22 protein-coding genes are annotated in these 26,275 nt (G+C 52.3%); 11 read left to right on the forward strand and 11 right to left on the reverse strand.

All coding sequences use genetic code 11. The features are described from left to right. Nucleotides 1-77 precede the first annotated feature (77 nt). Genes MWU63_RS01905 through MWU63_RS01920 form a run of 4 tightly spaced genes read right to left on the reverse strand, consistent with a single transcriptional unit; the run spans nt 78 to nt 4,331 of the window. Nucleotides 78-1,286: a beta-ketoacyl-[acyl-carrier-protein] synthase family protein gene (locus MWU63_RS01905; protein WP_213887850.1), complete on the reverse strand. Its 1,209-nt coding sequence runs from the start codon at nt 1,284-1,286 to the stop codon at nt 78-80. Next, on the reverse strand, nt 1,286-1,549 hold the full coding sequence (locus tag MWU63_RS01910) for an acyl carrier protein (RefSeq protein ID WP_213887849.1): 264 nt from the start codon (nt 1,547-1,549) through the stop codon (nt 1,286-1,288). The genes MWU63_RS01905 and MWU63_RS01910 overlap by 1 nt, the downstream gene beginning before the upstream one ends. A gap of 26 nt (nt 1,550-1,575) precedes the next feature. Continuing rightward, nucleotides 1,576-2,667 (reverse strand): UDP-3-O-(3-hydroxymyristoyl)glucosamine N-acyltransferase, encoded by a 1,092-nt coding sequence (gene lpxD / locus MWU63_RS01915; RefSeq protein WP_213887848.1) that lies wholly within the window; start codon nt 2,665-2,667, stop codon nt 1,576-1,578. 47 nt (nt 2,668-2,714) lie between these two features. Continuing rightward, nucleotides 2,715-4,331 carry a L,D-transpeptidase family protein gene (locus tag MWU63_RS01920; RefSeq protein WP_247076789.1) on the reverse strand — a complete coding sequence of 539 codons (1,617 nt, stop codon included), beginning with the start codon at nt 4,329-4,331 and terminating at the stop codon, nt 2,715-2,717. A 317-nt stretch (nt 4,332-4,648) separates the two neighbouring features. Here MWU63_RS01920 and MWU63_RS01925 point away from each other — a divergent pair, with 317 nt between their 5' ends. Then, on the forward strand, nt 4,649-5,218 hold the full coding sequence (locus tag MWU63_RS01925; RefSeq protein ID WP_213887846.1) for a DUF882 domain-containing protein: 570 nt from the start codon (nt 4,649-4,651) through the stop codon (nt 5,216-5,218). Between the two features lie 113 nt (nt 5,219-5,331). Here the strand turns inward: MWU63_RS01925 and MWU63_RS01930 are convergent, their stop codons facing one another. Continuing rightward, nucleotides 5,332-8,352, reverse strand: a complete 3,021-nt coding sequence (locus tag MWU63_RS01930) for an aminotransferase class III-fold pyridoxal phosphate-dependent enzyme (protein ID WP_247076791.1) — start codon at nt 8,350-8,352, stop codon at nt 5,332-5,334. Between the two features lie 191 nt (nt 8,353-8,543). On the opposite strand from MWU63_RS01930, the gene MWU63_RS01935 reads away from it, so the two are divergent. The 4 genes from MWU63_RS01935 to MWU63_RS01950 are packed head-to-tail and all read left to right on the forward strand — an operon-like array spanning nt 8,544 to nt 11,739. Then, nucleotides 8,544-9,716, forward strand: coding sequence for an FAD-dependent oxidoreductase (locus tag MWU63_RS01935; RefSeq protein WP_247076793.1), 1,173 nt, complete (start codon nt 8,544-8,546; stop codon nt 9,714-9,716). After that, nucleotides 9,691-9,999, forward strand: coding sequence for a (2Fe-2S)-binding protein (locus MWU63_RS01940; protein WP_247076795.1), 309 nt, complete (start codon nt 9,691-9,693; stop codon nt 9,997-9,999). Before MWU63_RS01935 ends, MWU63_RS01940 begins: the two co-directional genes overlap by 26 nt. Then, nucleotides 9,992-11,395 (forward strand): FAD/NAD(P)-binding oxidoreductase, encoded by a 1,404-nt coding sequence (locus MWU63_RS01945; RefSeq protein WP_213887843.1) that lies wholly within the window; start codon nt 9,992-9,994, stop codon nt 11,393-11,395. Before MWU63_RS01940 ends, MWU63_RS01945 begins: the two co-directional genes overlap by 8 nt. Next, entirely contained in the window at nt 11,395-11,739 is a 345-nt protein-coding gene (locus MWU63_RS01950) for a RidA family protein (protein WP_247076797.1), read from the forward strand. The genes MWU63_RS01945 and MWU63_RS01950 overlap by 1 nt, the downstream gene beginning before the upstream one ends. A gap of 69 nt (nt 11,740-11,808) precedes the next feature. On the opposite strand, the gene MWU63_RS01955 is transcribed toward MWU63_RS01950, so the two are convergent. Continuing rightward, on the reverse strand, nt 11,809-12,501 hold the full coding sequence (locus MWU63_RS01955) for a helix-turn-helix domain-containing protein (protein WP_213887841.1): 693 nt from the start codon (nt 12,499-12,501) through the stop codon (nt 11,809-11,811). Between the two features lie 158 nt (nt 12,502-12,659). Here MWU63_RS01955 and MWU63_RS01960 point away from each other — a divergent pair, with 158 nt between their 5' ends. Continuing rightward, a complete protein-coding gene (locus tag MWU63_RS01960; protein ID WP_213887840.1) occupies nt 12,660-12,986 on the forward strand; it encodes a DUF1330 domain-containing protein in 327 nt (108 codons plus the stop codon). 189 nt (nt 12,987-13,175) lie between these two features. Here MWU63_RS01960 and MWU63_RS01965 read toward each other — a convergent pair whose 3' ends face one another. Further along, the gene (locus MWU63_RS01965) at nt 13,176-13,793 is read right to left on the reverse strand and encodes a TetR/AcrR family transcriptional regulator (protein WP_213887839.1); all 618 of its coding nucleotides are present in this window, start codon (nt 13,791-13,793) and stop codon (nt 13,176-13,178) included. A gap of 188 nt (nt 13,794-13,981) precedes the next feature. On the opposite strand from MWU63_RS01965, the gene MWU63_RS01970 reads away from it, so the two are divergent. Then, nucleotides 13,982-14,941, forward strand: coding sequence for a homocysteine S-methyltransferase family protein (locus MWU63_RS01970; RefSeq protein WP_213887838.1), 960 nt, complete (start codon nt 13,982-13,984; stop codon nt 14,939-14,941). Nucleotides 14,942-14,996: 55 nt separating this feature from the next. Further along, nucleotides 14,997-15,575 (forward strand): GNAT family N-acetyltransferase, encoded by a 579-nt coding sequence (locus MWU63_RS01975; RefSeq protein ID WP_213887837.1) that lies wholly within the window; start codon nt 14,997-14,999, stop codon nt 15,573-15,575. Between the two features lie 163 nt (nt 15,576-15,738). Here the strand turns inward: MWU63_RS01975 and MWU63_RS01980 are convergent, their stop codons facing one another. The 4 genes from MWU63_RS01980 to MWU63_RS01995 form a co-directional block, all read right to left on the reverse strand. Further along, on the reverse strand, nt 15,739-16,950 hold the full coding sequence (locus MWU63_RS01980) for a saccharopine dehydrogenase family protein (protein ID WP_247076799.1): 1,212 nt from the start codon (nt 16,948-16,950) through the stop codon (nt 15,739-15,741). A gap of 39 nt (nt 16,951-16,989) precedes the next feature. Continuing rightward, nucleotides 16,990-18,093 (reverse strand): carboxynorspermidine decarboxylase, encoded by a 1,104-nt coding sequence (gene nspC / locus MWU63_RS01985; protein WP_348646202.1) that lies wholly within the window; start codon nt 18,091-18,093, stop codon nt 16,990-16,992. 90 nt (nt 18,094-18,183) lie between these two features. After that, nucleotides 18,184-18,732, reverse strand: coding sequence for a pseudouridine synthase (locus tag MWU63_RS01990; protein WP_247076801.1), 549 nt, complete (start codon nt 18,730-18,732; stop codon nt 18,184-18,186). 66 nt (nt 18,733-18,798) lie between these two features. Beyond that, complete coding sequence (locus MWU63_RS01995) at nt 18,799-19,770, reverse strand: LysR family transcriptional regulator (protein ID WP_213887833.1); 972 nt, start codon at nt 19,768-19,770, stop codon at nt 18,799-18,801. Between the two features lie 120 nt (nt 19,771-19,890). Between MWU63_RS01995 and MWU63_RS02000 the strand changes: the two genes are divergently transcribed. The 3 genes from MWU63_RS02000 to MWU63_RS02010 are packed head-to-tail and all read left to right on the forward strand — an operon-like array spanning nt 19,891 to nt 26,259. Beyond that, the gene (locus MWU63_RS02000) at nt 19,891-21,450 is read left to right on the forward strand and encodes a trimethylamine methyltransferase family protein (protein ID WP_213887832.1); all 1,560 of its coding nucleotides are present in this window, start codon (nt 19,891-19,893) and stop codon (nt 21,448-21,450) included. 1 nt (nt 21,451) lies between these two features. Then, nucleotides 21,452-23,851 (forward strand): FAD-dependent oxidoreductase, encoded by a 2,400-nt coding sequence (locus MWU63_RS02005; RefSeq protein ID WP_213887831.1) that lies wholly within the window; start codon nt 21,452-21,454, stop codon nt 23,849-23,851. Next, nucleotides 23,848-26,259 (forward strand): FAD-dependent oxidoreductase, encoded by a 2,412-nt coding sequence (locus MWU63_RS02010; protein WP_247076803.1) that lies wholly within the window; start codon nt 23,848-23,850, stop codon nt 26,257-26,259. Before MWU63_RS02005 ends, MWU63_RS02010 begins: the two co-directional genes overlap by 4 nt. Nucleotides 26,260-26,275: the final 16 nt, after the last annotated feature.

Raw genomic sequence — 26,275 nt, forward strand, 5'->3', positions numbered from 1 at the left:
CTACGATTAATTATTGCAACTGGGATCGTCTAAGAAAGAACGGTACGATTTCACGCTACGCTTTACTTATAATGCTATTAAGATTTTCGCAGTGCGATCACAGCATTTAGCCCGCCGAAAGCAAATGCATTGGAGATGGCCACATCTACAACTGCCTCACGCGCCTCATTTGGTACGACATCAAGCGCGCATTCCGGGTCAGGTTCCTCGTAGCCAATGGTTGGTGCTACGACGCCTTCTCGCAATGCCATAATGCATGCCAAAAGTTCGACCGCTCCAGTTCCGCCAATCAAATGACCGTGCATGGATTTTGTGGATGAAATCATCAGTTTGTCGGCGTGGTGCCCAAAGACATCTGCAACAGCCGCGCATTCGGTCTTGTCATTTGCTGCGGTTCCCGTGCCATGGGCGTTGATATAAGCAACATCTTCGGGGTTAAGCCCTGCGTCCTTTATTGCGCCAGCGATTGCACGGGCAGCACCTTGTTTGGAGGGCATAACAATATCTGCAGCGTCCGATGACATGGCAAAGCCAACCACTTCTGCTAAAATTTCGGCCCCTCTGGCTTTCGCGTGTTCATATTCCTCGAACACGAAAACCGCCGCACCTTCGCCCTGCACCATGCCATTGCGGTTGGCACTGAAAGGGCGGCAGGCATCGCGCGACATAACCCTTAACCCTTCCCAGGCTTTCACCCCGCCAAAACACAGCATCGACTCTGAACCACCGGTGACCATGACTTTGCACATTCCGGAACGAATAAACAGAAAGGCCTGCCCCATGGCGTGGTTTGACGAGGCACAGGCCGTGGCAACCGTAAAGCTTGGCCCTTTAAGATTATGCTCGATTGAAACATGGCTGGCAGCTGCGTTGTTCATCAGCTTTGGGACGACAAAGGGATGAACCCTGTTCTTACCCTCTTCGTACACGGCACGGTAGTTATCATCCCAGGTATTTACACCGCCGCCAGCTGTTCCAAGAACAACACCGGACGACTGGGCAAGTTCGCCATCAAAACTAAGCCCCGATTGCGTGATCGCCTCATTCGCGGCCAGCAAAGTAAACTGAGTAAATCTGTCGTACAGTGCTATTTTCTGGCGGTTGAAGTGGCTTTCTGGTGCGTAATCGTGGACCTGCCCGCCAATGCGGATCGACAAACGTTCAACATCGCGAAACTCGAGCGGGCCGATCCCGCATTTCCCTTCGCGCATGGACTGCAAGGTATCCTCAACATTCGTTCCAAGTGCATTGATTGTGCCCTGCCCGGTTATGACAACTCGGTGCATCAGGCCTGCTCTGAAACCAGACCTTCGACTGCTTTTACAATCGAGGCCACAGACGAAATATCAAATTCGCTTTCCGTCGGATTGTTGGCGTTAAAGGGGACTTGAATGTCAAAAGCCTCTTCAATCGCAAATATGCTTTCAACCAGACCCAGGCTGTCTATTCCGAGATCTTCAAGCGTTGAGTCTAGACCAACATCAGACACGTCCAGAACAGCCTGTTCAGCTATGATTTTAAAGATTTTTTCTTTAACACTATCGGACATGAGGCCTCGCAATCAACTAGGGTTGTCTAGTCCTTCTCACCGTTTTTTGAAACAGATTTTTGAAGTTCCGAAAATTGGCGCATGAGCCGTGGCAAACGTCGCAGTGCTTTTTGAATTTCGATCTGACTTTCCATTTTCATGGCTGGCGATCCAAGCAGAACACGTCCGGCAGGGGCATTGCTGAAAATTTTCGTCGCGCCGCCTGCAACAACATCGTCGCCGACGAAAATATTGTCACTGACACCAACCTGCCCACCCAGAATTACGCGGTTGCCGATGCGGGCAGACCCCGCAACGCCAACCAGACCGCACAAAAGACAATCTTCGCCGATCTGGACGTTGTGACCGACCTGTACCAGATTATCGATCTTGGTGCCGCGCCCGATACGTGTGGCCCGAATTGTTCCGCGATCCAATGTAGAGTTAGAGCCAACCTCCACGTCATCGCCGATCTCTACATTTCCCAGCGAATAGATCCGAGTCCAGCTTTGTTGGTTGATGTCGCCCTGATCACCAAGATTCTCGCGCACCTTTTCAACGCTGGATTTTTCCGGCGTTACGAAGGAAAAACCGTCTCCTCCGATCGTTGCATTGGCTTGCGCGATAAAACGATCACCAATCGAAACGAATGGCCCGATCCGGACACCCGCGTGAAGCAGGATGTCGGAGCCAAGTGACGACCCTTTCGCTATCGAGACGTGGCTTGCGATACGCGCGTTATCGCCAATTTTCACGAGATGCCCGATAACAACAAAGGCGCCGATAGTCGCGTTTTTACCAATCTCAGCGGTCGGATCAATGACAGCCGTCGAATGAATGCCCGGCTCAATATCTGGGCCTTGATCCATCAATTTTGTCAGGCTCGACATTGCATAACGGGGTCTAGCAACGATAATTGCGGCCTTCAGCCCAAGTGCTTGCCAGTCCGCACCGTCCCACAATACTGCAACCTGTGCGGAACCATTTATCAACGTGTCCCCGTAATCCGGGTTCATGGCTAAAGCCAGAGCTGTCGGGCTGGCATCTGCAGGTTCGGCCGCATGTGTGACAGAGAGATCAACATCACCAACGGCCTTTGCCCCCAGCGCTGCTGCAATTTCTTTTACAGTGAAACCCATCTCATTCCCCTTCGGTGCGAACGGTCAATTCGCTGTTGGGGTAAGATTTAACTACGAACGGCGCGGAGTGCCACCCCAGCCTGTGACAAGGCGTTCCAGATTCGACGATCCCGCCCATAAATGTCACGACGAAACTGAGTTCTGCCCCGCGCCTGGGTAAATGCGGTTCTGTAAATCAGATGCACTTGTATCGGCACCTCAAGCGGGACAACGGTTTCGCGACCAGTCGCGAGGCGCTCTTGAAAAAAGGCTTCCGGGTTTGAAACCTGACGCGCAAGAAGCGCATAAGCAAAATCAAAGGGGTCGTTCAGACGAATGCAACCGTGGCTGAAATCACGAACTTCACGCGCAAACAGATTTTTCGCTGGTGTATCGTGCAAGTAAATATTGTGCGGGTTCGGAAACATAAATTTCACCAACCCAAGCGCATTCCGACGGCTTGGCGGTTGTTTAATATCAAATGGAAAATTGTGTGTGTCGAACTGAGTGAAATCAATACTCGCGCGATCCACAAGTTGCCCACGAACATCTGTAATACGCATATGCCCTGCTGCATTCGGATCACGCTGCAGCAAAGGAAGATATTCCTCTGTCGCAATTGAGCGAGGCACATTCCAAGTCGGATTAATAACCATGTGCTCCATCACATCGGAAAATTCTGGCGAGCGGCGGTCTGACTGGTTTTTGCCAACCACGGACCGTGTGCTGAATGTAACCCTACCGTTATCAACGATCTTTGCCGTGAAATCGGTCAGGTTTACCAGAACGTGACGGTCCCCTCTGTCGCGGTTCAGCCACCGTTCACGCTCCATGGCGACGATGACGGATTGCAGGCGGTTCTCAACGCCCACATTCAGTTGCTGAATTGTAGCCTGTCCCGCAACACCGTCCGGTGTCAGACCATGTGCAAGCTGAAACTGCTGAACTGCTTGCTGGATCGCGGCGTCGTATGTTTGGGTCGCACTGCGACGCATGTACCCCATTGCAATCAAACGATTGCGTAATATGACGACCAGATTGCCACTATCGCCCGGCTCCAGTTTGCGCGCAGCTACGTCGGGACCCCAACCACCCCGGCCAAGCAGACGCTCAAACCGGAGCTTTTCAGCCATCAATCGGTTGTATTCTGGCGTTTTAGGTGTCAAAGCCCGAAAAACACCGTTAGGCGATCTGCTTGCCAAAGTTCGCAGCAGGGTCAATCTGTTAACACGCGGAACGACACGAACAATGCCTTCGTCAACGCGGGACGGCACAAGAATACCTGTTTGAATATCGCGTGCATATTGCAGGAACTTGCGGCTGAGATCCACTTCAAGCTGCCCACGCGCACGCGGCGTATTTGCAGCCCTTAGCGCCGCACGTATTTCAGTGGGGTCGTACCTGCGAACAGGCAACGCATGGTCGCCGGCGTTTTCCAAAGCAGATAGAAAAGCACGACGACGCTGGGCATCCCGCCCTGCCCGACCTGTCCAGATCGGATCATAACTTCTTGTTCTGTAAAACTCTGCAATTTCAATGTCACCTGACGCAGCTTCTGCAACTGCTTGCTTAAAAGCAGTCACCTGTGCGTGCGCAGGTACAGTCAACCCCAGACTGACAATAATCAGTGCAAACAGGGCGCTCCACACGTTTAAAAATGCTTGGCGTGGTACAAACGATGTCATAAAATTTCCTATGGTCGGCGCAAAATCATGCATACATGCATATAAGCGTGAATTTTCGGGGAACTAGGTATCAGAGTCCATTCACTTTTGCGAGTAAGCCCCCGTATTTCCACAGGGTGTGCACGAAAAGCAACTCTTTCCAATTAAGTGGGAAACAGTGAGTTTCAGCGAATTCTTGCCGATTTTACTTGATTCGGTCGCTCTTTGGTAAAGAGCACTTGGTCACCGATTCGACTTATGCCATAACGCACGGGATAGCGCGCGACGGGAAGCCGTAACTTAAGCGGCGTAAAGCACGGTGGGACAGGCTAAAATAAATGACTAGTAAGACGGATTCACAGTTCACACGACGTGGAATTTTAGGGGCGTTCGCAGCAACAGCCCTTGTAGCAGCGCCAACATATTCAAAAGCAGCTGGGTTTCTCAGAGGTGGTGGCGATATTCGCCGCATCAGAATGTACTCTGGCCGAACCGGCGAAAACATAGACATGATCTATTGGGTTGACGGCGAATACGTTCGCGAAGCCCTGACCGAAATCAACTATTTCATGCGCGACTGGCGGCAGGATCAGGCCACAACAATCGACCCACGTACCATCGACATCATGGCAGCCTCTCACAGTCTGCTTGACGCGAATGAGCCTTATATGATGCTCTCCGGCTACCGCACGCCGCAAACCAATGCATTGTTGCGCTCGCGGTCACGTGGTGTTGCGCGTAACTCGCTTCACATGCAGGGTAAAGCTGCTGACTTGCGGCTATCTTCGCGCAGCGTTGGCCAGATATTCAGTGCAGCGAAATCTTGCAACGCAGGTGGCGTTGGTCGCTACTCAAGATCTAATTTTGTTCATATGGATTGCGGGGATATCCGTAATTGGGGAAGCTGACCGAACGCGTCTTTTCCTAGGACAAAAAGATAAAGCGCCTGCTTTTTGCGGCGCTTTTTTATTTGAAATATTTCTCTTGCTCCGAGCGGAGACGAAGACACCAACAAACTACATCAGCAAGGTGAGAAACACTCAAGCTCGCTCAGACATCCACTCAATTTTTCCAAAATCATATCGACATCCCCTTCCTCAATTGTCAGAGGCGGTCTGATCTTTAGAATGTTATCGTGGGGACCTTCTGTACCAATCAGAACGCGGTGCTCGCGCATTCTGTTCAGAACGTAATCCGCAGCATCCGTCGCAGGCGCAAGGCTTTCGCGATCCTGAACAAGTTCGACACCGACAAACAAACCAAACCCACGTACATCGCCTATTAAGTTGTGCTTTTTCTGAAGGCTGCGAAGGCCGTCCAAAAGCCGACCTCCCATTAGGCGCGCATTTTCCTGAAGCCCTTCATCGTCAACGATATCAAGAACCTCTTTTCCAGTGCGGCAAGATAACGTTGAGCCGCCGAAGGTCGAAAAATATTCTATGCCATTTGAAAAGCTCCTGGCGATCTCTGCCGTTGTCACAACCACGCCAATCGGATGACCGTTTCCAATGGGCTTACCCAAAACAATGATGTCTGGTTTCGCGCATTGTTGCTCAATTGCATAGTAATAATCCCCAAGTCGCCCAAGTCCGGTCTGCACCTCGTCGGCGATGCAGACACCGCCCGCTGCACGAATTTTCGAGTAAACTTTTGCCAGATACCCTTTGGGTGGGATGATCTGGCCGCCAACACTTGGAAAGGTTTCTGCGATAAATCCGGCGAGCTTGCCACCCCGCGCCGCGATTTCATCAAGAGCGTCATCAACCAAAGCAGCATATTTCCCGGCCCGGTCCGGATCATCCCGACGAAAACGGCCACGGTAGTCATCGGCAACTTCAACCAGATGTACCCAGTCCTGCTGCCCTACCCCGCCCGGTTTGTTGAATTTGTAAGCAGACAGGTCAATCGCACCGGTCGTATTGCCGTGATAGCCGTGATCGGGCGTTATCATATCCTTGCCACCCGAATGCGCACGCGCAAGGCGCAATGCAAGCTCGTTTGCTTCAGACCCTGAATTGACGAAAAAGCAGATGCTCAGGTGATCCGGCATCTTAGAGAGCACTTTGTCAGCAAATTCTGTCTGCGCGGGATGCAGGTAACGTGTGTTCGAATTCATCCTCTTTAGCTGGTCAGCAGCAACGGCCTGTATCCTTGGGTGCGCATGGCCGACATGAGGGACGTTATTATAGGCATCAAGATACGGACGACCCATTTCGTCAAACAGATGATGACGCCAACCACGTAGAAACATCACCGGGTTTTCGTAGCTCAGCTTCAAATTCCCGCCAAAATGTACCCGCCGCTTTTCAAGGACAGTTTCCATTTCAACCGGTTGATAGGCTGTTTTCGCATCTGGAATATTCAGCAAAGCAGCCGGGTTTGGGCACAGTTCTTGCCACAGATAAAGTTCATCCGGGTCTGCGACCCCGGGCCAGTCGTCGCCCATTCCGTCAGTCGTCAGCGCCAGTTGAAAATGAACATGTGGCGACCAGCCACCGTTTTGCGCCGGCGTACCAAGTTTGCAAAAGGCTTCTCCCTTTTTCAGGGTCTGACCGATTTTAAGCGTGGTCGTGACTTCCGGATCCAGATGGCCATAAAGCGTATAGAATATATCGCCGTCCGGTGTTTTGTGGCTCAGTATGACAACACCGCCGTAGTCAAGATGCATGTTCCTGTTCTCAACAACGGCAACGGTTGCCTCCATCGGCGCGTGAAGGGATCTGCCAGCAGGTGCAAAGGCATCCACGGCGATGTGAACCGTTCGTCTGTTTGACGCCTTCCAAGGTCCTTTCCGGAACACGTCGGCCGTGTAGATCAATCTGGGCTCTGCATAGTAACCCAACCATATCCGTCCCTGATCTTCAAACTCCTGCCCGACAAGTGCCGCTTCTTGTGGTGACAGATCAAACGGGTTTCGCGGTGTGGTCGAAGCAGCAACAGAAAGCGAGCCCATCGGTGCATCTGCAAGGTCCTCACCCATGATGGGCGCAAAATTTCCGCGCTCTGCGTTCAGGAACGCATGGATACGAGGTGCGGCATCTGTCACCGGGAACCCGCAGGCACAACGTAACCTCGCCCTCATTAACCCAGCGTCGATCTTCTGCCCTTCCAGAAACCGCCACGCCGGGGCCTGCGAGATTGTGACATATGGGTCATCCGGTGTCTGCTCAGCCATAAGGGTCGAATTTACAACGCTCACAGCCAGGCGCATTCTGAGCAGTGGGTAAATCATGTCTATTTCAGCAGCGCTGATCGGATGAACGCTGTGGTATCCGGCGACAAGCGCTGCAAGCGCATTTTCAGGTTCCTCGTGGTCCAGCACAACATAGGCACCTGCAATTGCAATCTCGCAAACACGAGGTGCCGTGACCATATCGCCGAGATCTATCAATCCCGATACTTCGTGCATGCCGGTCAAAGAGCCGCGCACCAGAATATTGTAGTCGTTAATGTCATTGTGAATCGCATGCTTTGGTAAGGCTGCCAGTTCAGGTTCCAGCGCCTCAAAATCAGAAATGACTTCAGATACCATTGCTTTACGGCCTGGATTTGTAAGCACCGTAATCTTTGGCCTGATCCAGCCAGCCTTTGTCAGGTTCCATTTGAAATCCCGTTCAAGATAGGGGTGTGCGAACTGTTCAAGCGCCTTATCCAGCAGCCCGATTTGTCTGCCCAGGAACTCTATCAATGAAAGCGAGTGCGGCTTGAAATCCGCATAACTGACACCATCAAGCGCAGTCATCACCCAGATATGACGCATTACCCCTGCCGCGTCCGGCATCGATGCGTAGCCCCGCCCATCAGGTATCGGAACAAGAAAGGGAGCCGGAAAACCCGGTGCAAATTTTTTGATCTGGTGCAGCGCCTTGCACTGCATATCGACCAGTTGTACGTCACAGCCCACATGCATGACTTTTAGAATGTGGTTTTTCCCATCGTCACCTTTTGCGAAAAAGTTCAGATCATATTCACCATTCAGGCGTGTAAGCTCAGCTGAAATTCCATAGATAGACTTCAAAACATCTTGCCAGTATGCGCGCATCTTTTCTGATCCAAATGATGTAAGATACCCTACGACTATGCTTAATTGAGTGAACCTTCCAGTGAATACAATGAAAACATTCATGACTGTTTCGAATGTCTGAAGGACTGAAACGGCACCAAGTAAAAATCAGCCTCCTTCCAAACACCATGTCGGCAATCCTTGACAAAGGATGCAAATAAAAGAGTTAAATGTCTGATAGATTTGATGCGTCAACCCGCATCGCCGAGTCGGCAACAACATCCTTACCGGACCTGGGGGCCATGGAAGCAGACTACGCAATAATCGGCGGCAGCATTGTCGGCCTTTCAATCGCTTGGGGGCTGCTGAAACGGGGGCGGCGCGTTCTTGTGCTGGACGGGGATGACGGTAGCTTTCGCGCGTCACGCGGAAACTTTGGCCTTGTCTGGGTTCAGGGAAAAGGCCTGAAGCAACCCGCATATGCACGTTGGACGCAAAAATCCGCAGCTGCTTGGGCGGATTTTTCAGCGGAGTTGGGCGAGTCAACAGGCTACAGCCTCGCGCTTCAGCAGGCTGGAGGCTATGACTTCTATTTTGATGAGGAAAGCCTTGAGCAAAGGGTAGCTGAATTTGAAACCCTTAAAAAAGAGCTTGGCGGTGACTACCCCTTTGAGGTTCTGCGCCACAACGAACTCAAACGCGAAGAGCCCAACATCGGCCCGCGCGTTGCGGGCGCGATTCTTCATCATCAGGATGGGCATTTGAATCCGCTTCGGCTTTTGAAGTCTCTGGCTGACGATGTGCGCCGTATGGGCGGAACCGTAAAATGCGGGGTCCCGGTGAAACGCATATCAAAGCGGGATCTTTTTGAGATCGAAGCCGAAGACGGCACGATTTACGCAGCTCCGAAAGTTGTCCTTTCTGCCGGGCTTGGTGCTATGGATCTTGGACCCCAGCTTGGTTTCTCTGCTCCGATCCGTCCGCAAAGGGGCCAGGTGCTGATCACGGAAAAACTGCCGAAAATGATGAACCGCCCGTCCGGAATAATCCGCCAGGTGGACGAAGGCAGTGTGCAGATCGGCGACAGCAAGGAAGAAGTCGGTCTCGATGATCGGGTGACGCTGGAAACAGCATCCGCAATCGCAGCGCGCGCCGTTGCAGTTTACCCGGATCTGGCGAAAGCCAAACTTGTACGAAGCTGGGGGGCATTACGCATAATGTCACCCGACGGTTTTCCGATCTATCAGGAATCCTCAACCACGCCCGGTGCATTTCTTGTAACATGTCACAGCGGTATAACGCTGGCGGCCGCACATGCGCGTTACCTTCCCGCTTGGCTGGACGGGTCTGATCAGGCCCCAAATCTGGAGGTGTTCAGTGAACAACGCTTCGCCATTTCATAACATTTCCCCTTCTGATGACCTCGTAACTGTTACCTTCGACGGTATTGAATACATCTTGCCCGATGGTGCAAATCTTGCTGCTTCCTTATTGGAAGCCGGTTTGCGGTATTTTCGCAATACGCCTGTCTCAGGCGCGCCACGCGGGCCTTTTTGCATGATGGGTGCCTGCTACGACTGTCTGGTTGAAATCGACGGCGAAACCCGGCAAGCCTGCATGACCGAAGTGACTTCCGGTCTGAAAATAGAACGCGCGCATCGCGACAAGGGTCTTGAAAATGACTGAGGTTGATCTGGTTATCGTTGGTGCCGGTCCAGCCGGAATGAGTGCCGCAGTAACCGCTGCAGAAATCGGCCTGTCTGTTCTACTGCTCGACGAGCAACCCGCAGCCGGAGGCCAGATTTACCGAAACGTTGCAAAGGCTGACGAGACACGCGGCGATATCCTTGGAAAAGACTACACCTATGGGTTGGAGCTGGTGACGGCCATGCGAAGTGCTTCCATTACCCATGTTACGGATGCAACAGTTTGGAAAATTGGCGAAGACGGGACGGTTGCGTATTCCGTAAACGGAAAAGCCAGCCTGGTCCAAGGTCGAAAAGTCATTCTTGCAACGGGTGCCCTGGAACGGCCTGTGCCGATCCCCGGATGGACATTGCCTGGCGTTATGACAGCTGGTGCTGCCCAAATATTGCTGAAGCAATCTGGCCTTGTTGCAGAGCGCGCCGTGATTTGCGGTTCGGGCCCGTTAATCTATCTGATCGCGCAACAAATGATCCGCGCAGGAAAGCCTCCACTGGCGATCATTGAGACGCAGACAAAAAGTGATTTGCTAAACGCCATGCGACACCTGCCCCACGCACTGCGCGGCTGGCGTTACCTGATGAAAGGCGCAAAGCTATTAAGCGAAATCAAACGCGCAGGCGTGATGCGCGTTACAGGCGCAGAGAACCTAGAGATCGAAGGTGATACCGAAGTTCGGGCGATTGCATTTACCCATCGTGGGCAAACCACGCGCATTCAATGCAATTTGGTTTTGCTACATCAGGGCGTTGTGCCCAATACGCAAGCGACTCGCTCATTGCGGCTTGAGCATGCGTGGAGTTCAGCGCAGCGCTGCTTTCATCCCATTACAAACGAATGGGGCCTCTCAAGCCTTGAGACGGTTTATGTTGCGGGTGACGGAGCGGGCATAGGTGGCGCAAAAGCCGCTGAACAGGCTGGCGCAATCAGCGCGTTACACGTCGCCTTTGCCCTTGGGTTTATAACAAAGGCAGACCGCGATAAGAGGGCTGCGCCAATACTGCGCCTGCAATCTGCTGAACTTGCATTACGACCCTTTCTGGACAGGGCATATCCGCCATCAGATCAGGTCCTAAAACCCGCCGACGATACCGTGATTTGTAGGTGCGAAGAAGTCACCGCAGGTGATATCCGCGCCTACGCGCGGCTGGGATGCACAGGGCCTAATCAGGCCAAGGCGTTTGGACGTAGCGGTATGGGCCCCTGTCAGGGACGTTACTGTGGATTGACTGTAACTGAACTGCTATCCCAAGAAACAGGTACAACACCTGATGCTGTTGGATCATATCACATCCGCCCACCTTTGAAACCAATCACGCTGGGCGAACTTGCCACTCTGGAACAAACTTTAACAGACGAAACCAAAGGACTGATTTAATGATAAAACGGATCGAAACTGGCACGCGGATGAGCAAAGTCGTTATACACAATGACGTGGCCTATCTTTGTGGGCAAGTGGGGAGCGGTACGACAGTAACCGAGCAGACAAAGGATTGCCTTGCACGGGTAGACGCATTGCTGGAACAGGTCAGATCCTCGCGTGAACACATGCTTCAGGCCATTGTCTGGATGTCTGATATGGCGGATGTAGCCGAGATGAATGCCGTCTGGGACGCTTGGGTTCCACAAGGGCACGCGCCTGCCCGCGCCTGCGGGGAAGCGAAACTTGTAAGCGAAAGCCTGAAAGTCGAAGTTATCGTAACTGCGGCTATTCCCAGTTAAAGCAGACAAAAACTGAGGCGCGGAAGAACGGCATTTAGAACCTCTATTTCCGCGCCCTTCTCAACAGCTTCAAGCCACCAGTTTCTTTTGTTTTGAAAACGGGCTGAGGCCAAGCCAGACTTGCATGGTTTCCGCAACTTCGCGTGAACCAAGCAGCTCTATCTTTTCACTTTCGCTTTTCACCGTGCCAAGCCCCATCCAGATCGCGGTCATCGTTCTCAAGTCTGTGGTGACGTAAAGGTCGATTTCAAACCCCGGATCAGACCAGCATAAATCAACGTCGCCTTCGCGTTCGATAACAAGCCACCAATCCCGTTTACTTGAAGGAAGATCAGAATACAGAAATTTCACCACTGTTCGCTGATCTGGCAAAGGCGACGGGTTGAGGTTGCGGCGCATGTCCCACATCAAAAGCGAAGGATCGAGGTTTTTCAAAGACAAGGATGACTCGACCCATTTCTGACCCCAAACTCCCAGTGCCTCGACAACAGATCGCAAGTCTTTGCCAGCCTCGGTCAGGTGATATTCAAAGACGCCCCGTTCTCCGCGGCAAGGTCGGCGCACGATAATATTTGCAACTTCAAGTTCTTTTAAGCGGGTCGACAAGAGCGACGGTGACATTTTCGGAACCCCGCGCCTGAGATCATTGAACCGCGTCGTTCCAGCGACAAGCTCTCGCATCAAAACCATTGTCCACCTTGTACAAAGTATCTCTGATGCCATCGCAACCGGGCAGAACTGCTTGTAGCCAGCATTTGTCATCAACGCCTCCTTCATTCTTTCACCAGAGTATAATAGAGAACTCAGGCGCTCTAGTTCAGAAACTGTACTCGTCGATTCAGACTTTGAACTAGATATCGCTCGCTTACTGTTCCACTATCCTGAAACAAGCGAACAAAAAAACAAAAGGGAGACAAACGATGAGCGTGTATCTTATTGCAGAGGTCAAAGTAACAGACGACAGTTGGGTGTCCGACTATGTTACCAATGTTCACGACCTTGTTGAAAAGCACGGTGGCAAATATTTGTCCCGAAGCGGCAATATCGAAACGCTGGAAGGGGAAGACAAGGATGCAACGTTGATTGCGATTCTGGAATTTCCGACAAAAGACGCATTGCTGGGTTTCGCAAATGACCCCGCTTATGCGCCATATGGCTCTGCCCGTCAGGCAGGTAGCATAAGTAATTTTCACATGATTGATGATACCGACCTTGCAGGAACTATTCCGTATCTTCCCGCTGGCTGAAAATACGTGAAACAACAGGCAGTCTAAGCTTACTTGCAACAACTTTCTTTTCCCCGAAACAGCGGAATGGCAACAGTATTCGTTTGGGCGTCCTCAATACTGTAGTTCCCTGTTTCGGGAACATCTTTCTAAATCAGATTTAGCCGAGAAACGGCTTGCCTCAGCTATTCAGGCCAGATTCTGACCGGATCAGTTGCGCGTCGGTGAAAACAATAGCTTGATGTAAGAGCGAAGCAACATGACCTGCCTCGGCAACACACCCGGGTCGCGCAACGCTTTGGACATGATGATACCGCCCTCAACGGTGTTCGAGACCATGTCAGCCAGATCATCCAGATCCACACTATCTCTGGCAGGGTATATTTCAGTGATCTCATCGAATGTGTCGCGAAATCGTTTGCGCCAGACAAGGGTTGTCTCGCGGGTCAGATCCCTGATTTCCTGATCGAACAGACGTTCCTGATAACAATAGGTCGCAACAAGACATCCGGGGTGGCCACTTGATAGATCTTCCATCATCTCTGCGAAAAGTTTCAGACCAATAAGGAATGAATGCAGAGGGTCGTCATGCAATTCGCGCGACCGGTTGAAAAGATCATCAAGTATGAATTCTTCTTTTTCGATGTACCGAACCAACAAGGCACGCGCGAGATGGTTCTTGTCTTTGAAATGATAGAAAAAGCCACTTTTTGTAATTTCAGCTGCAGCAATAATTTCGTCGATTGAGGTTGCTCCAAAGCCTTTTTCAAGGACAGCTACCTCGGCGATGCCAAGTAGCCTCTCTCTTGTTTCACTTCCCTTTGCCAACGTAATCGCTCCGATTTTACTGTACCGTAAGTACAGTTTTTAGGTGGTTTGGAAATCTATGGACGTATAGTAAGGCATAACACGTTGATAAACTACGTAATTTTTTTCTGAATTTTTAGAACTTTAACTCTACTAGTTTCATCGCCTCTCAAATTGGATGTTCCCCCAATCAAAACGGAGGAACTGAAATGACAACCCCAAAATACCGAAAGAACCTTCCGCTGCTTGATGGGCGGCGGTTCCTGACTGACGGTGGACTTGAAACCGTTCTTATTTTCAACGAAGGGTTTGAATTGCCCTTGTTCGCGGCGTTTACGCTGCTGAAAGACCAGAAAGGTGTCGCCGCGATAAAGCGTTACTTCGCAAAATTTTGCGATATCGCCAGAACAAATGGGACTGGATTTATTCTCGACACTCCTACGTGGCGGGCAAGCAAACGCTGGGCGGACGAACTGGGATATTCAGATGTCGCGCTTAGGGCAGCGCACGAAGACGCGGTTACATTAATGAACGAAATCCGAGACGCAAACGAAACTGAAACGACTCCCTACATTGTGAACGGCGTCGTTGGTCCGAATGATGATGGTTACAACCCGAACAGTTTTATGACAGCAAAGGAAGCCGAAAACTATCACGCGACCCAGATCGCCTATCTCGATTCTTCTGGTGTCGATATGATTACCGCACTCACCATGACCTATGTGGAAGAGGCTATAGGTATCGCTAAAGCCGCCCGGGCCAGAAACATCCCCTGTGTGATTTCCTTTACGGTTGAAACTGACGGGCGCCTGCCCTCGGGTCAGACCCTGAAGGACGCCATTCAACAGGTCGACATTGAAACAGACAATGCGCCGATCTACTTCATGATCAACTGCGCACACCCCGACCATTTTGTGGACGCCATCGCGAACAATGAAAGTTGGCTCGAGCGTATTCGCGGAGTACGGGCGAATGCATCCCGCATGAGTCACGAAGAACTGGACAACTCTGAGGAGTTGGATAACGGCGACCCGCAGGAATTGGGGAATGATGTTGTCGGATTGACGGAGTTATTGCCTAATCTGACCGTCTTTGGTGGCTGCTGTGGCACTGACCACAGACATATCGAAGCAATGGCGCGATCTTGCAGACATGAACACGCCGCCTGAAGGAAGATAACCGCCCTCTCATTGACGCAGATATGAGAGGGCGGCGGAGGACAATATGGAAACCATAACGCAAAGAATACGCCCCGCCCGCCCGGAAGACGGAATGCACCTTGCCCATCTGATCAATTTCGCAGGCGAAGGTATGCCTTACCATTTTTGGTCAAAACTCGAGGAACCCGGTCAGGACCCGTGGGAGATTGGCGAGGCACGGGCGCAAAGGTCGGACGGAAGCTTCAGCTACAAAAATGCATTTGTCATCTCCGTTGATAACAGCGTTGCAGCCTGTCTGATCACCTACTCAATTGGTGATGAGCCTGACGAGATAACGCCGGATACCCCGACCATGTTCGTCCCACTTATTGAGTTGGAGAACCTCGCGCTATCCACACAGTACGTCAGTGTTTTGGCTGCATTTCCTGAATACCGCGGAAAAGGATTTGGCTCTGAACTCTTAAAACAAGCCGAAGCCGCGTGCACTAACGACCAGATGAGCATCATCGTGTCAGACGCAAACAAAGGTGCACGCCGCCTGTATGAAAAACACGGGTACAAACCCACTGCCTCGCGTCCAATCGTTAAGGAAGACTGGAAGAACCCGGGTGAAAACTGGATTCTGATGAAAAAGACGCTATAAAAAAGCAGCGTCTGAGGAAAGTTGGAGAAACGAAGTTCGATCGACACATCGTCAAAGAGGTGTCGGTCGAACTTTCTCTGTTTTTTTGGTTTAAACGCCATATCGCCAAACACATTTGGCAAACCCAAAACACTTTTTAGAAACTCAGCAAGCGATCGCCTTTTTAGTCACGGATATGCGTAGGCAAACCCAGAGTATCAAGTTGTTTTAAGAAAGGTTTCGGAGGAAGTTCCTCTATGTTCGCCATTTTTTTCACGTCCCATTCACCAGTTGCGATCAGCATTGCTGCGGCAACGGCCGGCACACCTGCCGTGTAGGAAATACCTTGACTTCCAACCTCGGCATAGGCATCTGCGTGATCTGCAACGTTATAGATGAACACTTCGCGCGCAGCACCCTGCCATTCACCCTTCACAATATCCCCAATACAGGTTTTACCCGTGTATTCGGGCGCGAGAGAGGCCGGATCAGGCAACAAAGCCTTGACCACTTTCAGCGGTACAACCTCTACGCCTTCTGCCGTAACAACGGGTTTTTCCGAAAGCAATCCAAGGTTCTTCAAGACCGTGAAAACGGTAATGTAACGTTCTCCAAACCCCATCCAGAACCGCACATTCGGCACATCAAGGTTTTGCGAGATTGAGTGGACTTCATCATGGCCTGTCATGTAGGCGCGCTGGGTGCCAACAACCGGCAGATCCCAGTCTTTGCCAATTTCAAACATCTTGTTTGAAACCCATTTGCTGCCCTGCCAGGACCAAACTTCGCCCGTGAATTCGCGAAAGTTGATTTCCGGGTCAAAATTTGTGGCAAACCACTGACCGTGGCTGCCAGCGTTGATATCAATGATGTCAATCTCATCAATCCGGTCAAAATATTCGTCAGCCGCAAGTTTTGCATAGGCATTCACCACACCGGGGTCAAAACCAGCCCCCAGAATGGCAGTCACGCCTGCTTTTTCGCATTCCTCGCGACGCTTCCATTCGTAGTTGGCGTACCAAGGTGGTGTTTCGCAGATTTTAGCTGGGTCTTCGTGGATTGCGGTGTCGATATAAGCTGCACCGGTTTCAATACAGGCAGTCATGACCGTCATGTTCAAAAAAGCAGAGCCAACGTTGATAACGATCGTTGCATCGGTTGAACGAATGAGCTCGGCAACGGCCCCGGAATCCATTGCGTCCACTTGATGCGCCTCAAACACACCGGGTGTTTTCATAGCATCTTTATCGTTCACGCTGTCGATGATCATTTTGCATTTAGAAAGGGTTCTTGACGCGATATGCAAATCACCAAACAGGTCATTATTTTGCGCGCATTTATGCGCAACAACCTGCGCAACACCACCTGCACCAACGATAAGGACATTCCGTTTCATGTCGCATTCACCCCTTTCAAGTTTCAACAAATAGACCTGCTAAGACAGGCTGGCTGCGTAATCATCGTAGGCGAACTCTTTAACAAGACGAATTTCGCCGCCTGGTTCTTTCACGACGATTGATGGCATCTGAACGCCATTGAACCAGTTTTTTTTGACCATTGTGTAACCCGCAGCATCCTGAATCGAAATTCGGTCGCCAACTTTCAAAGGCTCGGGAAACGCGAATTCACCGAAAATGTCCCCGGCCAGACAGGACTTGCCGCAAATCATATAGCGGTGATCACCCTCGTTCGGCAGGATTTTCGCTTGTTCCCGGTAAATCAAAAGGTCGAGCATGTGTGCTTCAATCGAGCTGTCGACGACGGCAAGGTGCTTTCCGTTAAAAAGCGTGTCCAGAACGCTCACCTCAAGTGTCGCCGCCCCTGTAATCGCCGCTTCGCCAGGCTCAAGATAAACCTGAACTCCAAACCTTTCCGAAAAGGCTTTTAGTCGGGCCGAGAGCTTTTCAACCGGGTATCCATCACCCGTAAAGTGAATGCCGCCCCCGAGGCTGACCCATGAAACCTCTGCAAGCAATGAGCCAAAATCGGTTTCAATATTGCTCAGCATTGCATCGAACAGATCAAAATCTGCATTCTCGCAATTGCAATGAATCATGAAACCGCTGATGCGGCTAATCACCTTTTCGATACGCTCTGCGTCCCATTCACCCAAACGGCTGAATGGGCGTGCTGGATCCGCAAGATCAAAATCAGACGAGCTTACCCGAGGGTTTAGACGAAGACCCCGTTCAATACCCGCTGCTTTTTTTTCAAAACGCTCTAGCTGGTTGATTGAATTGAAGATGATTTTGTCAGCGTAACCGATAACTTCGTCAATTTCACCGTCGCTATAGGCCACACTATAGGCGTGAGTCTCACCCCCAAAATTTTCACGCCCCAACCGCACCTCAAAAAGCGACGATGATGTTGTGCCATCCATATGCGGGCGCATAGCATCAAAAACTGACCAGGTTGCAAAGCATTTCAGGGCGAGCAGCGCCTTTGCCCCGGAAATCGAACGCAGCTTCGCAATCGTTTCCATGTTTCGAGCCAGCTTCGCTTTATCGATCAGGTAATAGGGAGTCTGAAGTTCATTCACGGCATTAACCTTAGGGCAGCTTTAGATCGGCGCAGCTACAGATTCTGCGAAAACTGTTCAAGATAAAGTTTGCAGCATGAGCTTAAAAGTTCAGCCTTCACGCCATTTGCCCAACTCTATCCCATCCAGCGTCCATTCACCAACGCGGTATCGGATAAGCCTGAGCGTCGGAAACCCGATTGCAGCGGTCATACGGCGAACCTGTCGGTTCTTCCCCTCTGAGATCGTTATTTCCAGCCAACTGTCTCGCACCGTCTTTCGGTAACGTACCGCCGGATTTCGTCGCCAAAGATTGGGAGGTTCAATAATTCGATTAACTTCGGCTGGTAACGTTCTGCCATCTCTCAACAAAACACCTTTGCGAAGCTCATCCAGCTTCTCATCACCTGGTTCACTTTCAACCTGCACCCAATAGGTTTTCGATGTTTTGTGTTTTGGATCACTGATTTTGTGCTGAAGCCTGCCGTCATCTGTCAAAACCAGCAGGCCTTCACTGTCTTTATCGAGCCGACCCGCCGCATAAACCCCCGGCACGTCAATAAATTCTGACAATGTTCTTCGCGCAGACCCAACGGTACCCGCATCTGTAAACTGCGAAAGCACACCAAAAGGTTTGTTAAACAGAATTATCTTTCCCATGGCACAAATCTTTGGACGAAGTCAGCGACTGCTGCAACCGGCTCGGTTCGAAAATGATTAGTACCGCTATTCATCAGACAAAATTTCAACGGCATTCAGGCCGGTTTGCCCCATCTGTCGCTCGATCTGCGTTATCAGTATGCGTTTTGACGTTTCAGCAAACCTGTTTGGCAAAGCGCCAAGTTCTTTGCTGCGCGCAAGCAACGTAATGGTACGTGAGATGCCAGCAATTGGCAGAGGTCTGATATTAAGGGGCATTCGTTCGACAAAACCATCAATCAGCAAGCTTGGCGTCAACAAGGTGCATCCCATACCACGTGCAACGCAGGCCGTCACCATGCTTGAACGATCCGCCTGAATAACCCGTGGCGCCTGCAGTTTCAAACGGCGTAAATGCTGCTCTGTCCGCCGACCAATGCTTGTTGTGCTTGCAAAGCGGACAAGCGGTAGTCTCTTGAATATTTCTTCCAGGTTTGACGTTGGACCGTCGTAAGACTTTGGCAATACAAGCAAAAAGGATTCCTTCAGGATCGAATGCCGCTCCAAACCATCCATGTCGTACAGGGGGTTTGAGGTTATGACGAGGTCAACTTGCTTGGTGCGTAACAAGCCTGCGTGATCCGTTTCCTGACCTGCGTAGACCGTCATGTCGTCAACTTTAAATTCGTCCTTCGCAAGCGCAACAAGGTCGGGTGTTAGGGTTGTCGCGGTGGATGCCAGCATACCAACGCGCAGCCTGCTGATTGGGCGTGCACCTTGGTGGCGCATGTCGGTAACAAGATCTTCTACTTCATTCAGAACCCGAAGCGTGTGACGATGAAACAATTCGCCCGCCTGCGTCAGTTTTACTGGTCGAACAGTACGATCTAGAAGCGTCACGCCAAAGGTGGTTTCCAATGTTCGCAAGTGCTGTGACGCGGCTGATTGTGTGATTCCAAGCAATTTCGCCGCGATTGTAACCTGTCCGGTTTCAGCAATGGCAACAAAGACCTCCATCGCCTTTATCAGGTTGTTATCAAAGGAAATTCGACTCACCATAGAAATTCATCCCGGCTAGATCGCTAATACGCACTATTAGATTAACTAATGTTGTTAATCCGTATTTGCAATTTGCAGAGAGAAAATTCAAACATTTGCCAATGACAGTGAGGCTAACAGGTGAACACTCAACCCCCTGACCCACGAGAAAAGAAACGCCGTTCCGGTGGTCGAAACGGTCACGCCGCAAGCTTGGGCCGAACAACAGAAAAGCGCGCGCCATTCATTGTTCGAAAGATCGGGTGTTTTGAGATTCTGAGCGATGAAGGGCTTTCGCTTATAGAACATAACGCTGATTTGCTTTTGCAGCAGACTGGCATGGAATTTCACGATGACGCCGAAATATTGCAGATATTTCAGGATGCGGGCTGTGATGTCGAAGGGACGCGCGTCCGGTTTGAACCCGGTTTTTGCCGCAAGACCATTCAGGCAACCGCCCCGTCCGAATTTACACAACATGCGCGCAATCCCGAAAACTCCGTCAGAATGGGTGGGCGAAATACGGTATTATGCCCGTCATGGGGGCCGCCCTTTGTGCATGATCTTGACCAAGGGCGCCACTATGCAACGCATGATGATTTCACGCGGCTGGTAAAACTTCACCACACAATTCCCTACCTGCACCATTCAGGCGGTGTCGTATGTGAACCCGTCGATTTGCCCGCCAACAAACGCCATCTCGATATGCTTTATGCCCATATCCGCTGGTCAGACCGGGCGTTTATGGGCGCTTTCATCGGGGCAGAGCGTGCGGGTCATGCGCTTGATATGGCGCGTATTGTTTTTGGCAAAGAATTCGTTGCCAATAATCCGGTCCTTTACTGCGTGTCCAACACCAACGCGCCACTGGTGATGGATGCCAATATGTCCGGGGCTTTGAAAACTTATGCCCGCGCGGGCCAGCCGGTTGCCTGCACGCCGTGGGTCCTTGCCGGTGCGATGAGCCCCTGCACCGTCGCAGGAACGCTGACCCAGGTTCTGGCCGAAGCATTAGCTTCTCTTTGCCTTGTGCAACTTATCAATCCCGGTGCGCCCTGCCTGATGGGCAGCTTTGCCTCTACCCTTTCGATGCAGAATGGCGCGCCCACCTTTGGCACACCCGAGGCTGGTCAAATGGTTCTGGCCGCCGGGCAACTTGCGCGACGCCTTGGGGTACCACTTCATACGGTTGGCACCCTTTCGGCCTCAAAGCTGCCTGACGGCCAATCACAGCAAGAGGCAACATGGGGTCTTATGATGTCTATGTTCGCAGGTGCCAATGTCATCAACCACGCGACGGGCTGGTTGGAAGGCGGGCTTGTGACCAGCTTTGAGAAAACCATGCTCGACGCAGATCTTTGCGGCAAGGTGGCCCGGTTTTTCGACGGAATTGATCTGAGCGAAAATGCACAGGCCATGGCCGCTATTGCGGCAACCGGACCAGGCGCACATTTCCTGGGTTCTGAACACACGCAAGAAAACTTCAGAACCGCATTGTTCCGCCCGGATACACCAGACAACAATTCCTACGAGCAATGGGTCGCAGACGGTGAATTGGATGCAGCAACGCGCGCCAACACGCTCTGGAAACAACGGCTGGAAGGCTATCAAGACCCCGGCCTTGACCCAGCCATAGACGAGGCCCTGCAAACCTACATCGCGAAGCGAAAAGCCGAAAAACCAGATGTGAATTACTACTGAGATGGGGCGGGTTATCATCATAGGCGGCGGTGCCATTGGTCTCAGCCTTGCCTATCATCTGGGCAAGCGGGGGGCAGATGATGTGCTTTTGCTGGAGCGCAATCAGTTAACCTCCGGCACTAGCTGGCATGCTGCTGGCATTGTTGGCCCATTGCGGGCCACACCCAACATGACAAAGCTTGCGATGTATGCAGGCGAGCTGTTTCCGAAACTTGAAGAAGAAACCGGGCTAAGTACAGGATACCGCGAAACCGGTGGATATTGGCTGGCCCGTGTACCAGAACGCATGGATGAGTTGCATAGGATTGCGGCATTGGGCCGTCTTTTTGGGCTGCATCCGAAAATCATTACCCCCAATGACGTTGCGAGCGCCCTGCCCGACATAAAAACCACTGGCCTGATCGGCGGCATGTCGGTGGCCGAAGACGCAAGCGTGAACCCGGTTGACCTGTGCATGGCCTATGCGCGCGCTGCGAAAACAATGGGCGTGGAAATTCGCGAAAACACCGAAGTGGCCGCGCTTGTTTGCAACGGCGCGCAGGTAAAAGGCGTGCGGCTCGCTGATGGCGGAATCATAGAGGCCGACCAAGTCGCGCTTTGTGCAGGCGCATGGTCAAAAAAACTGGCGGATGCCGCTGGTGTCGCCCTGCCCCTGCAAGCGGTCGAGCATATGTATGTTGTGACAGAACCGATGCCCGACCTTGCTCAACCTTTTCCAGTACTACGTGATCTTGATACAGGCATCTACATCAAGGGCGACGCAGGCAAGCTTGTCATCGGTGGGTTTGAGCCAAACGCAAAGTGCTGGGACGCCTATGGCCCCGAGGGCAACCGCCCGTTTCTTGAGATGGCAGAGGACTGGGATCAGTTTACCCCTTTCATGGAGGCGGCCCTTGCCTTGGTTCCCGCGCTGGAAACTACCGGCATTCAGCATTTCATGAACGGCCCGGAAAGCTTTACCGCCGACACGCGACCCTTAATCGGAGAAACGCCAGAAATCGACGGGCTGTTCGTCGCTGCGGGAATGAATTCGGTTGGCATCATGTCCTCAGCGGGCATTGGCCGGGTACTCGCGGACTGGATGGTCGACAAAACCGCACCCATGGAGTTGTGGGAGGTCGATATCGCACGCGTTGACCCCAAAACATCGCAGCCTTCACACATGAAGGACAGGATGAAAGAGGCGGTTTCAGACCTGTTCAAACTGCACTGGCCCTATAAACAACCCAAAGCCGGACGCGGCCTGCGCAAATCTGCTCTGCATGACCACTGGGCCAAAGCGGGTGCTGTCTTTGGGCTGACGGCTGGTTGGGAACGCGGGCTTTGGTACGCGAAAGATGAAACCGAACGAAACCTCCCGTACTCCGTCGGCGCGCAACCTTGGCAGAAGATCTTAGAACGCGAAGCGCCGGTGTTACGCCACGGGACTGCGCTGCTGGATCTGTCGCCCTTTGGTAAATTCGACGTAAGCGGCAAAGACGCTGTGGCGTTCTTGAACTGGATTGCAGCAGGGCAAATAGATGTCTCGGTTGGTCGCGCCATCTACACCCCGCTGATGAACGCGAAAGGCGGTATTGAAGGTGATGTCACAATAACCCGGCTTGCTAAAGATTTGTTCCGTATCACCTCGGGGGCTGCAACCCGCAGCAAAGACATGGCTTACTTGCGCCGCGCCGCAAACGGGTATGAGGTAACAATCAACGACAGAACTGAGCAGGAAGTTGTCCTTGGCGTCATGGGTGCCGGGTCGCGGCAACTTCTGCAAAACCAATCACCTGATGATTGGAATAACTTCCCGTTCTCCACTGCACGCGCTGTCACGCTTTCCGGCATTCCCTGCCGCGCAACACGCATCAGTTTTCTGGGTGAACTTGGTTGGGAGCTTGGCATTCCCGTGCCAAATGCAGGCACGGTTTTCGACGCGCTGATCCGCGACGGGGCCCAGCCAATGGGGCACTATGCCCTGGATGCCTGCCGCATTGAAAAGGGGTTCAAACATTGGGGCCATGATCTTGGGCCAGAGATTAGCCCGCTTGAAGCCGGGCTTGGCTTTACGATTGACTGGACGAAGGCATTTTTGGGTAAGGACGTTCTTGAGGCTCAAAAGGCGCAGGGCTTGACAAAAAAGCTGGTTCTGCTGCACGTCAAAGGTTCGCCGTTGCTCCTGCATGATGAACCCATATGGGAAAATGGCCGCGTCGTGGGGCTGACAACCTCGGGCGCGATTGGGACACGAACCGGGCTTAACCTTGCGTTCGGGCTGATCGAAACAAAAGCTGGTGAACCCCTCTCCGCAACATGTCGTCGTCAGTTCACGATTGAGGTGGCAGGAAAACACTATCCCGCCAAAGCACTTCTTAAACCGCCCTATGATCCATCGGGCGAAAGGATGCGCGCATGACTAACGCACAGGTTTTGATTATTGGCGGTGGCGTGATGGGTGTTTCGCTCATGTATCACCTGACCAAAGCGGGCTGGAAAGATGTCGTACTTGTGGAAAAGAACGATCTCACCCATGGCTCCACCTGGCACGCAGCGGGGCTTTGCACTCATTTCGCGCACAACGCAACAATTCAGGAATTGCGTGCAACATCTGTAAGGCTCTACCGTGATACGCTGCCCCAGGAAACCGGACAGGACGTTGGGTTTCACCCGTCTGGTGCTATGAGAATTACCCGAAACCCGGACCGAATGGATGAATTTGCACATGTCGCAGGGCTGTCGAAGTTTACAAGGTATGAACTGGAAATTCTGACACCCGGGCGGATCGCAGAGTTGCATCCACTTGCCAATCTCGACGGTCTGCTTGGCGGGATATACGAACCTGACGACGGCCATGTGGACCCAACGCTTGCTACCAACGCGATGGCACGTATAGCGACGCAAAACGGTGGCGCAATACAGCGCTACAACCCCGTGCTGTCCATCCGGCGTGAGGGTGACGTTTGGCGCATTGAGACCCAGAAGGGCGCGATCAACGCGCGCCACATTGTGAATGCCGCCGGAACATGGGGCTGGGAAATTGGTCACATGATGGGACTGAACATTCCTTCGGTTCCAATGCTGCACCAATACCTTGTCACAGACACAGTTCCCGAAGTGGCAGACCGCATTGCAGCGGGTAAAATGGAACTTCCTATTATCCGCGATCCCGAAGAAAGCTGGTACGTCCGGCAAGAACGCGACGGGCTGATCCTCGGCCCCTATGAGAGCGAAGCACAGCCATGGTCTGTTGATGGTGTCCCGCCAGATTTTGGTGCTGATTTGATGCCGCCAGACTTTGATCGGGTTGAACACATCATTGAGGCGGCGATGGCGCGAATCCCTGCCCTTGGCGATGGCGGTGTGAAATCTGTCGTCAATGGCCCAATCACCTTTACCCCCGATGCCAACCCGCTGATCGGCCCCGCGCATGGGTTGCAAAACGCGTGGTTGCTAACCGGCTCTTCCATGGGTGTTATGGAGGGTGGCGGCGCAGGTTGGTTCCTTGCGCATTGGATGACACATGGCGCACCCCCCATGGACGCGCTCGCCGTTGACAGCCGGCGTTTTGGCAAATGGGCGGACCGTGACTATCGCGTCGCTAAAGCCGTTGAATGCTTTGGTCTGCAGTTCGGCGTGCATTACCCCTATGAAGAACGCCCTGCCGCCCGAAACAAACGCCTGTCCCCGATCCACGATGAAATGCTGGAACGCGGCGCGGTGATGGGTGCGGCTTACGGCTGGGAACGGCCAAATTGGTTCTCGGATAAAACGGGTGACACGGCGACCCATAGCTTCAGGCGACCGAATTGGTTTGAGCATGTGGCGCGCGAGATCGATACCGTGACAAACCATGTTGGTCTGGCTGATTTGTCTGTTTTTTCCAAGTTTGAGGTCAATGGCCCGGATACACGAGAGTTTATCGATACGGTCGGCGCAAACACGGCACCCAAGCCGGGCCGGATCGGGCTGACACATGCGTTGACCCCTGCCGGGGGGACGCGTTCAGAATTCACAGTGGCCATGCTCACAGATGACCATGCCTACCTAACGTCTGCTGCTGCGGCCGAGGAAATGGACTGGGATTTGCTGAAGGAACACGCGGTTGGTTTCAATGTTGCTGTCAGCAATGTCACCGAAGACCGGGGCGTCTTGGGGCTGATGGGGCCAAAATCCCGTGCAACCTTGGCAAAACTGACGGATCAGAACCTTGATGACGGTTTTCCATGGCTCAGTTCAAAGATCATTCAGATTGCCGGAAAAACCGTTTTAGCCTTGCGCATGTCTTATGTCGGTGAATTGGGGTGGGAATTGCACGCGGCAAGATCAGACTTAAGAGATATCTTTCTCGCAATTGAAACCGCGGGAAAAGAACATTCGCTTGGCTTTTACGGGGCTTATGCTGCCAACTCCATGCGCCTTGAAAAAGGGTATCGCGGCTGGGGGGCTGATCTCACAACAGAACGCACACCAGTTGAAACCGGTGTCGGGTTTCTGGTGAAGCCCGAGGGGCACGAATTTACCGGGCGCGAGGCGTTGAAAGCACGAATGTCACGCGACAACCGATGGGAAATGGTCTTGCTGGAGCTAGAAACCCAAGAGGTTGATCCGTTTTATGCCCACCCTGTTTTTCATAATGGCAAGGCAGTTGGCATCATAACCTCGGGTGGTTTCGGACACCGCACCGGTATGGCTCTGGCGCTGGCCTACCTTCGCATCCGAGGATTGCGAGATGATCTGACCGTCGAAATCCTTGGCAAGCCCTGCAAGGCGACGGTTCTTTCGACGCCACCCTATGATCCTGATAACCTGCGCTTAAGGGCCTGATCCTTTCGGAGAGACA

Origin of the sequence: Pseudohalocynthiibacter sp. F2068, from assembly GCF_023015645.1 — a bacterium.
In the GTDB taxonomy this organism is placed as follows: domain Bacteria; phylum Pseudomonadota; class Alphaproteobacteria; order Rhodobacterales; family Rhodobacteraceae; genus Pseudohalocynthiibacter; species Pseudohalocynthiibacter aestuariivivens.